The 12,357-nt window shown below is 51.5% G+C and carries 13 protein-coding genes and 1 pseudogene; 9 read left to right on the top strand and 5 right to left on the bottom strand.

All coding sequences use genetic code 11. The annotated features are described in order from the left end of the window. The first annotated feature begins 193 nt into the window (after window positions 1–193). Entirely contained in the window at window positions 194–1,825 is a 1,632-nt protein-coding gene (locus tag CKO12_RS13220) for a choice-of-anchor Q domain-containing protein (protein WP_200155199.1), read from the top strand. A gap of 73 nt (window positions 1,826–1,898) precedes the next feature. Here the strand turns inward: CKO12_RS13220 and CKO12_RS13225 are convergent. Beyond that, window positions 1,899–1,994 (bottom strand): annotated as a pseudogene (locus tag CKO12_RS13225) (sigma factor-like helix-turn-helix DNA-binding protein); the annotation flags it as partial. A 21-nt stretch (window positions 1,995–2,015) separates the two neighbouring features. On the opposite strand from CKO12_RS13225, the gene CKO12_RS13230 reads away from it, so the two are divergent. Together CKO12_RS13230 and CKO12_RS13235 are read left to right on the top strand one after the other, a co-directional pair. Further along, window positions 2,016–2,282 carry an NADH-quinone oxidoreductase subunit D-related protein gene (locus CKO12_RS13230; protein ID WP_200155200.1) on the top strand — a complete coding sequence of 89 codons (267 nt, stop codon included), beginning with the start codon at window positions 2,016–2,018 and terminating at the stop codon, window positions 2,280–2,282. Window positions 2,283–2,530: 248 nt separating this feature from the next. Further along, window positions 2,531–4,828 carry a choice-of-anchor Q domain-containing protein gene (locus CKO12_RS13235; protein ID WP_200155201.1) on the top strand — a complete coding sequence of 766 codons (2,298 nt, stop codon included), beginning with the start codon at window positions 2,531–2,533 and terminating at the stop codon, window positions 4,826–4,828. 74 nt (window positions 4,829–4,902) lie between these two features. Here the strand turns inward: CKO12_RS13235 and rpoH are convergent, their stop codons facing one another. Then, a complete protein-coding gene (gene rpoH, locus CKO12_RS13240) occupies window positions 4,903–5,742 on the bottom strand; it encodes an RNA polymerase sigma factor RpoH (protein WP_200155202.1) in 840 nt (279 codons plus the stop codon). 87 nt (window positions 5,743–5,829) lie between these two features. After that, entirely contained in the window at window positions 5,830–6,111 is a 282-nt protein-coding gene (locus tag CKO12_RS13245) for a cupin domain-containing protein (protein ID WP_200155203.1), read from the bottom strand. A gap of 175 nt (window positions 6,112–6,286) precedes the next feature. On the opposite strand from CKO12_RS13245, the gene CKO12_RS13250 reads away from it, so the two are divergent. From CKO12_RS13250 to CKO12_RS13270, 5 genes are all read left to right on the top strand, one after another. Then, complete coding sequence (locus tag CKO12_RS13250) at window positions 6,287–6,772, top strand: YchJ family protein (RefSeq protein WP_200155204.1); 486 nt, start codon at window positions 6,287–6,289, stop codon at window positions 6,770–6,772. A 3-nt stretch (window positions 6,773–6,775) separates the two neighbouring features. Beyond that, on the top strand, window positions 6,776–7,576 hold the full coding sequence (locus CKO12_RS13255; protein WP_200155205.1) for a YkgJ family cysteine cluster protein: 801 nt from the start codon (window positions 6,776–6,778) through the stop codon (window positions 7,574–7,576). An 83-nt stretch (window positions 7,577–7,659) separates the two neighbouring features. After that, window positions 7,660–9,438: an aspartate--tRNA ligase gene (aspS, locus tag CKO12_RS13260; RefSeq protein ID WP_200155206.1), complete on the top strand. Its 1,779-nt coding sequence runs from the start codon at window positions 7,660–7,662 to the stop codon at window positions 9,436–9,438. 17 nt (window positions 9,439–9,455) lie between these two features. Next, window positions 9,456–9,932, top strand: coding sequence for a dihydroneopterin triphosphate diphosphatase (gene nudB, locus CKO12_RS13265; RefSeq protein WP_338032753.1), 477 nt, complete (start codon window positions 9,456–9,458; stop codon window positions 9,930–9,932). A gap of 75 nt (window positions 9,933–10,007) precedes the next feature. Next, a complete protein-coding gene (locus CKO12_RS13270) occupies window positions 10,008–10,277 on the top strand; it encodes a nucleotidyltransferase domain-containing protein (protein ID WP_338032754.1) in 270 nt (89 codons plus the stop codon). 49 nt (window positions 10,278–10,326) lie between these two features. Here the strand turns inward: CKO12_RS13270 and CKO12_RS13275 are convergent, their stop codons facing one another. Then, a complete protein-coding gene (locus CKO12_RS13275; protein ID WP_200155208.1) occupies window positions 10,327–10,650 on the bottom strand; it encodes an SEL1-like repeat protein in 324 nt (107 codons plus the stop codon). 132 nt (window positions 10,651–10,782) lie between these two features. Here CKO12_RS13275 and CKO12_RS13280 point away from each other — a divergent pair, with 132 nt between their 5' ends. Beyond that, window positions 10,783–12,018 (top strand): DUF1015 domain-containing protein, encoded by a 1,236-nt coding sequence (locus tag CKO12_RS13280; RefSeq protein ID WP_200155209.1) that lies wholly within the window; start codon window positions 10,783–10,785, stop codon window positions 12,016–12,018. 80 nt (window positions 12,019–12,098) lie between these two features. Here CKO12_RS13280 and CKO12_RS14740 read toward each other — a convergent pair. Continuing rightward, window positions 12,099–12,357: hypothetical protein (locus CKO12_RS14740; RefSeq protein ID WP_207146376.1), on the bottom strand; the 259-nt coding region annotated here is incomplete at its 5' end.

Consider the following 12,357-nt stretch of genomic DNA (forward strand, 5'->3'; position numbering starts at 1 on the left):
CGGAGTAGCGATTAAAAACTGAATGTAATCTTGTTCGGTACATTTTGCAGCGTTCATCTTTGTATAGCCAAGCCAGAATAAATTGATTGCGGCACAACAGTAGGATTGAAGGTGCTGCGCCGATTTTAACAATCATTTTGTGGTGGATCGACTATATTCTAAAGCTATTTTTGGTCAACTGCGTAACTCCTAGATGCAAAGCAATCCTTGCCGCGCCATCTATAATCACGGTGGTACCCTCACCGCTACACAACTAAACCTATGGCAAAACATATCCAGTAATGGCGCTGGAATTTATAATGACGGCAACTTAACTCTGACTGATAGTCTTCTAGTTGCTAATGCCGCGAGTGAAGGTGGTGGCGGTCTTTATCATCGTAATGGCACCAGCATCGTCCGCAATACCACTTTTTCAGGCAACAATGCCAATGGCAGCGGTGGTGGCATTTATCTCTACGATGGAAATCTCACTCTGACCAATTGCAGCTTAATAGACAATAGTGCCGTTGATTGGGGTGGTGGCATTGAGAATTATAGCGGTGATTTCACTCTCGGCAATACAATTATATCTAATAATCTCGCTACCAAAGGCAGTGAATTAGGTGAACATGATGGCTATGATGATGCGCGTTCTGAAAACTCCTTCACTTCGCTCGGTCATAATTTAATCGGCGTGAATGGTGACAGCGGTATTCACGGTTTGGATGACAACATTAAACTTGCCGACACTGATGTGGTGTTAGCGGGCGCGGCGGACACGGCTTTTAGTACGCTAGAAGACAACGGCGGCAACTCTTACACCCATGCCCTCGTCGCAGGCAGCCCGGCAATTGATGCTGGTATTAACGAATTGGTTCCTGCCGAATTAACTACCGATCAACGCGGTGTGGGTTTTCCGCGCATCGTCGGCGACCGCGTGGACATCGGCGCATTTGAAGCTGGAGACGGCGCAGCGCCAACTGCGTATCCATTGACAATTACGCTTGCTGGCAAGGGCAGCGTCAGCAGTGATCCGACGGGTGTCACCTGTTCTAGCACCACTTGCAGCGGTTCCTTCCCTATTGACACTGAAGTCACGCTGACAGCTAACCCATTGACTGGCTTCACTTTTAGCGGCTGGAGCGGAACCTGCACCAACAAAACCGGCACCTGCGCCGTCACGATGAGCAAAGCGCAAACCGTCACTGCGACGTTTACCGCCGCGCCGGTGAATTACAGTTTGACGCTCACCAAAGTCGGCAACGGTACTGTCACCAGCAGTCCGGCAGGGATCAATTGCGGAACGGGCACTGGCTGCGCAGCGAAATTTGCCAGCGGTAAAACCATCACCCTGACTGCGGCTCCAGCAACTGGTGCAACATTTGTGAAATGGAACGGCTGCACGGCAAGCGCCACCGATTCTAAAAAATGCACGCTGACTCTCACCGCTAATAAAACTGTGACAGCAACTTTCACCACTATTCCCGCTGCAACTGCCGATTTTATTATTACTGGTATTATTTTGATGCCAGCCAATCCGCAGACAAATGGATTATTTGCAGCCAACATTACAGTGAAAAACCAAGGCACCAGCGCGGCAGATGGCGGTACGCTTTCGGTATGGACAACCCGCGCTACAAAGCCGGTATGCAGCACTGGTGGTGATAAAGCAGTGATGGTTGGAACTGTTGCCGCTGGCAAAACTAAAGTTCTGACAATTCGTGAACTCGCAGCGGGTGCAGTGGGCACAAAAAAACTATACGCATTTGCTGATAGTAAGTGCGTGGTGTCAGAAAAATCTGAAACCAATAATTGGCGGACACAATCCTACACGGTTGTAAAATAATTAAAGCGCCAGCATCGCACAAAAAGCCCCGCTTCTGCACAGCAGAGCGGGGTTTTTATCTACGACATCAAAGCTACACTTCCAATTGCAGACGCAGCTTTTTCATCGCGTTCTTTTCAATCTGACGAATGCGCTCCGCAGACACGCCAAATTGATCAGACAATTCGTGCGGCGGCAGGTTATTCAACAAATGCCAGCAACTGGCGATATTCAATGCAAACTACCAAAACACCGCAAATTCAAATTACCAAAAGACGAAACCTTTATACAAACTGAATCAGCGCGTGGCGCATTTAGCTATTATATGGCTGGTGATGGCAGTGAATATCTGCGCCGATTACAAGTGCGTTGTCCATCATTGGTTCATGCCTTTACGCTATTGGTTGGAGCGCAACTGTTTGATGTTGCCTTGATTATGGTATCGCTGGGAATTTGTCCGCCAGAAATTGAGCGTTAAATCACGCTGCACTTGCATTAACCACAATTCAAATCTTTATTCACGGCAATTGTTCAATTGCCGTCATTGTTTCGACGCTCACCTGACACACCAAATTTAGTCACTCAATCACCTTTGTTCGATCTTGCTAACCTTGGTAAGGTCATTCGTTAGGCGCGGTTGGCAAAAAAGTTGAACACTGCATTTCAATTGTTGTATTTTTCAACTCCCGCTCGTTCACGCTTGTTTCATCATTTGGAGAGTTGCCAATGCGTTACCGTAAACATGCCTTTCATCCTCTGACCTGCTGGGCGGGAATTGCCGCCTTGCTTGCCAGCATCACCCTCAGTTTTCCTGCGAGTGCTGCAACCTACACTGTCACTAATCTCAACGACAGCGGTGCCGGTTCATTACGGCAAGCCATTCTCGATGCCAATGCTACGCTTGGCGTTGCTGACACCATCGAATTCGATCCGAGTGTGACCGGCACGATTACGCTGACCACTGGTGAAATCGAAATCACCGATAAATTGACGCTGAACGGCCCCGGTGAAGCGGTATTGACAATTAGTGGTAATCAAAGTTCACGGATTTTTACCGTGAAAACGATGAACACCACGATGAGCAGCTTGACGCTGAAAGATGGCAAAGTTTCCAGCGATGGTGGCGCAATTTTCAATCGAGGATCGCTGACATTAAAACAGCTCACTTTCACGAATAATAAAGCAGATGGCTATTTCGGCGGTGCGATTAAAAATGATGGGGTATTGACGATGTCGGACATCATTGTAACCGGTTCGTCTGCCTCTCAAGGTGGTGCGTTTTACAATAACGGACTCGCTACACTGAACAATGGTACTTTTTCGGGTAATATCGTCAGGGATTACGGTGGTGCGATATTAAATACCTCTAGTGGCAAATTGACCATCAATCGTGCGGTTTTTGATGGTAATCAATCTAATTACGGTGGTGCTATCAACAATAGCGGAATTTTATCCCTAAATGAAAGCGCCTTTTCTACGAATCAAGCAAAAAGCAATGGGGGAGCTATCAATAGCTATGGGAGCTTATCGGTTACGAATAGCCTCTTTGCGCAAAACCGTTCCGGTACTGATGGCGGCGGCATTGCTACTGAAAAAGATACTACTATCTACAACAGCACTTTTTCACAAAACTATGCTGAACGTGATGGTGGCGCTATCTATGCGTATAGTCCTCCTTTAACCTTGCTGAATGACACCCTAACTGGGAATTATGCCGGCTCTCGATGTGGCAGTGTCCTGTTCGGTGGAACGTTAACAATCGGTAATACCATCAGTGTTGGGAACTTCGCGCCCGACAAGCTGGAAATATTCAAAATCAACTATGGTACCCTTACTTCACAGGGCAATAATCTTTTTGGCAGCAACACCATTTTTGGCGGTAGCGATGCGGCATCAAGTGGCTATAGCGACCTGACTATCCAGAGCACCGATAGCATTCTCACCGAAGAGCCAGAAACGGTTATTGATCCTTTAATGGACAATGGCGGTTTTACCCAAACCCACGCTTTAATTCCCGGCAGCCCAGCCATTGACGCGGGTGGAAATAGCATTGTTCCGGCTGAATTAACTACCGATCAACGCGGCGTGGGCTTTCCGCGCATCGTCGGCGACCGCGTGGACATCGGCGCATTTGAAGCTGGAGACGGCGCACCGCCAACTGCGTATCCATTGACAATTACGCTTGCTGGCAAAGGCAGCGTCAGCAGTGATCCGACGGGTGTCACCTGTTCTATCACCACTTGCAGCGGTTCCTTCCCTATTGACACTGAAGTCACGCTGACAGCTAACCCATTGACTGGCTTCACTTTTAGCGGCTGGAGCGGAACCTGCACCAACAAAACCGGCACCTGCGCCGTCACGATGAGCAAAGCGCAAACCGTCACTGCGACGTTTACCGCCGCGCCGGTGAATTACAGTTTGACGCTCACCAAAGTGGGCGACGGCACCGTCACCAGCAACCCGATGGGAATTAAATGCGGCACGGGCACTGGCTGCGCGGCGAAATTTGCCAGCGGTAAAACCATCACCCTGACTGCGGCTCCAGCAACTGGTGCAACATTTGTGAAATGGAACGGCTGCACGGCAAGCGCCACCGATTCTAAAAAATGCACGCTGACTCTCACCGCTAATAAAACTGTGACAGCAACTTTCACCACTATTCCCGCTGCAACTGCCGATTTTATTATTACTGGTATTATTTTGATGCCAGCCAATCCGCAGACAAATGGATTATTTGCAGCCAACATTACAGTGAAAAACCAAGGCACCAGCGCGGCAGATGGCGGTACGCTTTCGGTATGGACAACCCGCGCTACAAAGCCGGTATGCAGCACTGGTGGTGATAAAGCAGTGATGGTTGGAACTGTTGCCGCTGGCAAAACTAAAGTTCTGACAATTCGTGAACTCGCAGCGGGTGCAGTGGGCACAAAAAAACTGTATGCGTTTGTTGATAGTAAATGCGTGGTGTCAGAAAAATCTGAAACCAATAATTGGCGGACACAATCCTACACAGTTGCAAAATAATTAAAGCGCTAGCATCGCACAAAAAACCCCGCTTCTGCACAGCAGAGCGGGGTTTTTTATCTACGACATCAAAGCTACACTTCCAATTGCAGGCGCAGCTTTTTCATCGCGTTCTTTTCAATCTGACGAATGCGTTCTGCCGACACGCCGAATTGATCGGCTAACTCGTGCAGCGTCTGTTTTTTCTCAGCCAGCCAGCGGTGTTGTAAAATCGTTTTGCTGCGTTCATCCAAACTATTAAGCGCCGTATGCAGCCGCTCATGTTGATCGCGTTCGCTATCATCGTATTCCAACATCCGCGCCGGTTCCATGCGCAAATCAGGTAAATAAGTGGACGGCGCTGCCGGTGCATCATCATCGTCGTCTTCCAAACCGTCGAATGATAAATCTTGGTTGGATAAACGCGATTCCATTTGCAATACGGTTTCAGGTTTGACGCCTAAATCCGCTGCAACCTCTTCTACTTCCTGTTTGGTAAACCAACCCAAACGTTTTTTAGCACTGCGCAAATTAAAAAACAATTTGCGTTGCGCTTTGGTGGTTGCCACTTTTACAATGCGCCAATTGCGCAAAATGTATTCGTGGATTTCAGCGCGAATCCAATGCACCGCAAAAGACACTAAACGCACCCCCATATCCGGCTCAAAGCGCCGCACGGCTTTAATTAAACCCACCGTGCCTTCTTGAATTAAATCCGGCAAGGGTAAACCATAGCCTAAATATCCTCGCGCAATCCGAATCACAAAGCGCAAATGTGAAGTGACCAGCCGCCGCGCTGCAATCATGTCATTATGATCGCGCAATTGAATGGCTAATGACTTTTCTTCGTCAGGCGTCAGCATTGGAATGTGATATGCGCTGCTGATGTACGCCTCAATGGTGCCAACGGGCAGGAGGGAGAAGTCTTTAGTCATGGTGCAATTCCTGAAGTATTGAACGGTAAATGCTGGGTAAAATCCTACCAACTTGGTAGGACTTTATCCAATCTTTTTTTCTACTTACTAATCAAAGCGATAGTGCTTTTCCACCGCCTCGGTGATGTCCCAAGTGCAGGATAATCCCGCCGGAAAGATCACCAGATCGCCGCGCCCGAAGCTCTCCGGCTCGCCACCGTCGGGGGTGACGGTGAAGCGCCCGCGTAAGATGTAGCAGGTCTCGCTGCTGTCGTAATGCCAGCTAAATTGTGATGGCTCTTTTTTCCAAATTGGCCAGCTATCAACGTGCATTACTTCTAATTTAGCGGGTGATGGTTTGTGTTCGCAGCGAATCGTTAAATCAGGCATGAAAATGGACTCCTGTATTATTAAAAACGGTTTGAAAAAGTTGTCGGTTTGCAGTTATCAGTTGTCAGTGCGCAATGATCGCACACGTCAATAACCGCGTTCGTGCGTTACAAAACAATGCGGTCACGCCTAAAATGCACGGCTCTTGTTGCAGATGACCATTGAGGTGTTTTGTATGTCGGATTGTATGTGCGGCTCCGAACGTGAGTTTGATGACTGCTGTGCGCCTTTTCTCGCCGGTGCGCCCGCGCCAACCGCTGAAGCCTTGATGCGGTCGCGGTATAGCGCCTACACCCTCGGTCAGTTTGACCACATCGAGCGCACAGATGCGCCCGAAGCACGCGCCGATTTTGATCGCGCTGCGGTGGAACGCAGCGCAGTGGGCACGACGTGGTTGGGATTAAAGGTCGTGCGTGTGGTTGCCGGCGGGGTCGATGACCAAACTGGGCAGGTGGAGTTTATTTTTCGCTATCGGCAACACGGCAAAACTCATGCCCAGCATGAATTGTCGCAATTCCGCCGCGAAGACGGCATCTGGCTGTATGAAAGCAGCGAGATGAATCCGAAATCGCCGCCAGTGCGGGTGGAAAAAGTCGGCAGAAATGATCCCTGCGCCTGCGGTTCGGGTAAAAAATCCAAAAAATGCTGCGGCGCAGCCTGAGGGATGAAAGCGCAACGCCCCGCCACTGCGCCAGCGTCAGAACAGCATTTTGCCTGCACCGGCTGCGGCAAATGTTGTCACGGTTGGCTGCCGTTGACAGTGGCGGATGCGTTTGCGAATGCCGGACGTTTTCCGCTGGCGCTGGTGTGGACGCCAGTGCCGGAAGTGAGTCGCGCCTTTGATTTGACTGCGCAATTGGGCACGGTGGTGCAGATTGCGAAACGTAAACGGGTTGCCGTTTTGATTGCGCCGACCGCATATCTGCCGCCGTCGTTTCCCTGTCCGGCGTTATCACCGGACAACCGCTGCGCCATTCAGGCGGAAAAACCGCTGCGGTGTCGCACCATGCCGTTTTATCCGTATCGCCGCGCCTCGGATCAAGCCGATGTGCTGCTGCCGCGCAAAGGTTGGCAGTGCGACATTTCGACGACTGCGCCGCTGGTGTATCAGCAGCGCAAAATCGTTGATCGCAGCGATTTTGATGCCGAACGTGCCGCGTTAGTTGCTCAAGCGCCGATGTTGCGCACCTACGCAGACACCACGTTGAAACACTATCCAACGGTGCTGGCGCAGTTGCTGAAAGCGGCGCAGAACCCAGCAGCAGGGCGGTTTATCGTGGGTTTTGCGTCGTTGCTGCGCTGGCACAAAGCGTTTGATCCCGTCACGTTTGCCCAAGCCCAGCATCCGCTGCTCTGCGCCTTTGCCGAGCGCACCGCCGCAGCTCCCACGCTGGCGATCTATCACCGTTATTACCAAGAGGCGGCGGCAGAATTAGCGTGGTTTACCAACGCCGATCCGCCTTGACCGAGAGAATGCTCAATTTTTTACCCGTCCGGCGGAGTAGCGCCGGTATCACTTTTCTAATGAATACAGCGAGTAAGTCAGCAATGCGCACGCATTATTGTGGAGAATTAACCGCCAGCCACGACGCGCAAACGGTCGTGTTATGCGGCTGGGTGCAGCGCCGCCGCGATCACGGTGGCGTGATTTTTATTGATTTGCGCGACCGCGAAGGTTTGGTGCAGATCGTGTTTGATCCCGACCGCGCCGAGGTCTTTCACCGCGCCGAGCAAGTGCGCAGCGAATATGTGTTGAAGATCACCGGCACGGTGCGCCCGCGTCCGGCTGGCACGGTCAACGCAGAGTTGCCGACCGGCGCGATTGAAATTCTGGGGCTGGAGTTGGAAGTGCTCAACAGCTCGGAAACGCCGCCAATTCAATTAGATACGCACGCTGCCGATGCGTCGGAAGAGCTGCGGCTGCGTTATCGGTATCTCGATTTGCGGCGTCCCGAAATGCAAAACCGGCTGCGGACGCGGGCGCAAGTGACGCAGCAATTGCGCAACTATTTGAATTGCAACGGTTTTCTGGATATTGAGACGCCGATTCTCACCAAATCGACGCCCGAAGGTGCGCGGGATTATCTCGTGCCCAGCCGCACCCATCCCGGCGAATTCTTCGCGCTGCCGCAATCGCCCCAATTATTCAAGCAGTTACTGATGATGGCGGGCATGGATCGCTATTATCAGGTCGCTCGCTGTTTCCGCGATGAAGACCTCCGCGCTGATCGCCAGCCCGAATTTACTCAGCTCGACATCGAAGTTTCGTTTATGGACGAGAACGCGCTGATGACGCTGATGGAGACGATGATCCGCGAGCTGTTTTGTGAGGTGCTCGGTGTGACGTTGCCCGATCCGCTGCCGCGCCTGACTTATCAGGAGGCGATGCGCCGCTTTGGTTCGGATCGTCCCGATTTGCGCGTGCCGCTGGAGTTGATTGATCTGGCGGATTTGATGCAAGACGTTGATTTTCAAGTCTTTGCCGCGCCAGCCAAAGACCCGAACGGGCGCGTGGTCGCGCTGCGTTTACCGAAGGGCGGCGAATTAACCCGCAAAGAAATCGACGCTTACACCCAATTTGTCGGCATTTACGGCGCAAAAGGGCTGGCATATATCAAGGTCAACGCTTGGGCGGAGAAAGGGCGCGACGGGTTGCAATCGCCGATTGTCAAGAATCTGCCCGACGCGGCGCTCGCCGGCATCATGGAACGCACTGGCGCGGTGGACGGCGATTTGATTTTCTTTGGCGCAGATAAAACCAACGTCGTCAACGAATCCATCGGCGCGTTGCGGGTCAAGCTGGGGCAGGAGCGCGGCTTGATGCGCGAGGGTTGGCAGCCGCTGTGGGTGACGGATTTCCCGATGTTTGAACACGATCCCGCCAATCAACGCTGGGTCGCGCTGCATCATCCGTTTACTGCGCCAAAGGTCGATCAAATTGATCAATTGGAGCGCGAGCCGGGCGCGTGTCTGTCGCGGGCTTACGACATGGTATTGAACGGCACGGAAATCGGCGGCGGTTCCATTCGTATTCACAGCGCCGCGATGCAGCAGCAGGTTTTCAAACTGCTGGCAATCAGCGCGGAACAGGCGGAAGACCGTTTTGGTTTCTTATTGAAAGCATTGAAGTTTGGCTGCCCTCCGCACGGCGGCATGGCGTTTGGGCTGGATCGGCTGGTGATGTTGATGACCGGCGCGACCTCAATCCGCGACGTGATGGCGTTCCCCAAAACCCAAACGGCCGCCTGTTTGCTCACCGATGCGCCGTCGGCAGTGGACGAAGCGCAGTTGAAAGAGCTGGCGCTGCGGCTGCGGACTCGCGCTTGAACGACGCGCCGCCTGCCGTGCCAAAGTTCAAACGCGCTCAATCAGTGCTCGTGGTCATTTGCACCCGCAGCGGCGAATTTTTGCTGCTGCGGCGGGTGCGCCCAGCGGGATTTTGGCAATCGGTGACGGGCAGTTTAGAACGCGGTGAATTGCCGCGTTTAGCCGCAGCGCGAGAAGTGTATGAAGAAACTGGTTTACGCGTTGGCGGCGGGTTAATTGATCTGCGGCATTCAGTGTTATTTCCGATTATTCCGGCGTGGCGCAGTCGTTATGCGCCAAACGTCCGGTTTAATCGTGAATACTGGTTTGCGCTGATATTAAATGAACGGCGAACCATTCAACTCAGTGTGCGGGAACATTTAGAATATCGCTGGTTGCCAGCAGCGACCGCTGCGCAATTCACTGGCTCATGGAGTAATCGGCAGGCGATTTGTAAAATGGCGGGATTGCGTTCTGCTCAGAAACCGTTATTTTATCCATCATTCTCATATTAACCTCATGCTCCAGAGCGTATTGGAATTAGCACTATGAATATGGAATTTGGTTTATCAGCAAACGTCTGTGCAATAGTGCGCACAATTCTGAATCAATATCCCGCAATGCAAAAGGCGGTGATTTATGGTTCTCGCGCTAAAGGCAATTATCACAACGGTTCAGATATTGATTTAACGCTGTTGGGAGATGCGTTGGATTATGACACGCTGTCAGCAATTGCTTGGGCATTGGATGATTCAGATATTCCTCATACCGTTGATTTATCGTTATTTGAGACTATCGAAAACCCGGCGCTGCGTGAGCATATTCACCGAGTTGGGATAGTCTTTTATGAACGCGAATAACCGTCTTGCATGTTCAAACCGCTATTTTTCAAACTGAAGTCAAGTTGATTTAATGCTGTTGTGTCGATTCTGGGAAATGCAAAACGCCGGCTGCGTATAACCGTTTTGCTGCATGATATTCCGCATCATTCATCTGACAACCGACCACTTCGCGCAAACGCACTGCGTCACGATCACCTTGGTCAATTGCCAACGAGAGCCAATAATGTGCTTGTGCTAAATCAATGCTAACGCCGCGCCCTTCGGCACAAATTAAACCCATCGCATATTGCGCATCGACTTCACCGCTCTCGGCGGCAGCGCGAATCGGCGCAACTTTGCTGGGATCATTGCGAAATAACACCAAGTCTTTCAAATAGCTGCTGTTGCTCATATTGTTACGTCCGCTGGTTTTAATTGAGTTGTCAGTGAAGCGCGTTAATGATGGATGGTTATTTTTTAATCTGGTGATTAAAATAGTTGACAACTGACAACTGATTCACCCCAACCCCAACTGAGGTCTTTTATGTCGTTAATCAAACCCTTCGCCGGTTTACGTCCCGCCCCCGGTCGCGCTGCCGACATCGCCGCGCCGCCGTATGACGTGATGAACGCTGCCGAAGCGCGGCGCATGGTTGCAGGTCGCCCATGGAGTTTTTTACACATTTCCCGCCCCGAAGTTGATTTGCCGGAAGGAATTGATCCGTATAGCCCGGCGGTATACGCTAAAGCGCGAGAAAATCTGGAGCAAATGATCGCGGAAGGCGTGTTAATCCGCGATTCTGCACCCGCTTATTATGTCTATCGTTTAACAATGGGCGCACATCAGCAAACCGGATTAGTTGCCAGCGCATCAATTGCTGCGTATGACGCCGAGCGGATTAAAAAACACGAATTCACTCGCCCGGTTAAAGAAGATGATCGGGTGCGGCAAATTGAAGCATTAAATGCGCAAACCGGGCCGGTTTTTTTAGTCTATCGCGCTACCGCCGCAATTGATGACGTGCTCGCCGCGATTAGTGCCACCGCCGCTGAAGTGGACGTGACTGCCGCCGACGGCGTGCGCCATGAATTATGGACAGTGGCAGATGCCGCCGAGATCGCGCATTTAACCGCCACGTTTGCCGCACTTGATGCCCTTTACGTCGCCGACGGTCATCATCGCTCGGCCGCCGCCTCGCGGGTCGCCGCCGCCCGGCGAGCTGCCACTCCAGCGGAAGCGAGCGAGCAGCAAGGGTTTCTGGCCGTGATTTTTCCACACGATCAAATGCAGATTCTCGATTACAACCGTGTGATCAAAGACTTACATGGCATGAGCATCGACGATTTAATGAATCATCTCGCCGTTGCGTTTGCGATTGAAGGCAGCGCCACGCCGGTCAAACCCGCGCAACCGCACGAGTTCGGGATGTACGTCGGCGGGCATTGGTATCGCTTAACCCTTGATTCTGCACGAATTCCGCACGATGACCCGGTGGCGCGACTCGACGCCAGCCTGCTGCAAGACAACGTGATCGCGCCGCTGTTTGGCATTCACGACCCGCGCCGCGATGATCGCATTGATTTTATTGGCGGAATTCGTGGTTTGGAGGCGTTGGTCAAGCGCGTCGATGCCGGCGAGATGGCGGTGGCATTTGCGCTGTATCCAACTGGAATGGCGGAATTGATGGCCGTCGCTGATGCCGGTGAAGTGATGCCGCCTAAATCAACGTGGTTTGAACCCAAATTGGCAGATGGTTTGGTCTCGCTCGTTTTAGATTAACCACTCACGCGATTACACTTATTTATTCAACCGTCAGCGCGGCAGTGCTGGCGGTTTTTTATTGCTGCGCATTCACCAGATTAACGCAGTTTGCCCGCAGCTTTGAATACGTCACGGCTTGAATACAGCGCCACTAAAAAGCGTATGATAACCGCTGATATTCCTAAACGGTATTCAATCATGCCACGCATTTTTGACAACATCGAACAGCATTTATAGTTATCCGCAAAACATACTATACTATAAGAGAAAATGTAGGAGCTTACGACAGTGAAACTGTGCAACGAAGACCAACTTTTGAATTTCTTAAGACGTGAAGAAGACAGTTCAGTTAAGTAT

Origin of the sequence: Chromatium okenii (assembly GCF_016583745.1) — a bacterium.
Taxonomy (GTDB): domain Bacteria; phylum Pseudomonadota; class Gammaproteobacteria; order Chromatiales; family Chromatiaceae; genus Chromatium; species Chromatium okenii.

What these genes read in the sequence shown, in the direction of transcription:
- CKO12_RS13220 (WP_200155199.1), top strand. Translation starts at nt 194, where the DNA reads ATGCAAAGCAATCCTTGCCGCGCCATCTATAATCACGGTGGTACCCTC.
- CKO12_RS13230 (WP_200155200.1), top strand. Translation starts at nt 2,016, where the DNA reads ATGCCAGCAACTGGCGATATTCAATGCAAACTACCAAAACACCGCAAA.
- CKO12_RS13235 (WP_200155201.1), top strand. Translation starts at nt 2,531, where the DNA reads ATGCGTTACCGTAAACATGCCTTTCATCCTCTGACCTGCTGGGCGGGA.
- rpoH (WP_200155202.1), bottom strand. Translation starts at nt 5,742, where the DNA reads ATGACTAAAGACTTCTCCCTCCTGCCCGTTGGCACCATTGAGGCGTAC.
- CKO12_RS13245 (WP_200155203.1), bottom strand. Translation starts at nt 6,111, where the DNA reads ATGCCTGATTTAACGATTCGCTGCGAACACAAACCATCACCCGCTAAA.
- CKO12_RS13250 (WP_200155204.1), top strand. Translation starts at nt 6,287, where the DNA reads ATGTCGGATTGTATGTGCGGCTCCGAACGTGAGTTTGATGACTGCTGT.
- CKO12_RS13255 (WP_200155205.1), top strand. Translation starts at nt 6,776, where the DNA reads ATGAAAGCGCAACGCCCCGCCACTGCGCCAGCGTCAGAACAGCATTTT.
- aspS (WP_200155206.1), top strand. Translation starts at nt 7,660, where the DNA reads ATGCGCACGCATTATTGTGGAGAATTAACCGCCAGCCACGACGCGCAA.
- CKO12_RS13275 (WP_200155208.1), bottom strand. Translation starts at nt 10,650, where the DNA reads ATGAGCAACAGCAGCTATTTGAAAGACTTGGTGTTATTTCGCAATGAT.
- CKO12_RS13280 (WP_200155209.1), top strand. Translation starts at nt 10,783, where the DNA reads ATGTCGTTAATCAAACCCTTCGCCGGTTTACGTCCCGCCCCCGGTCGC.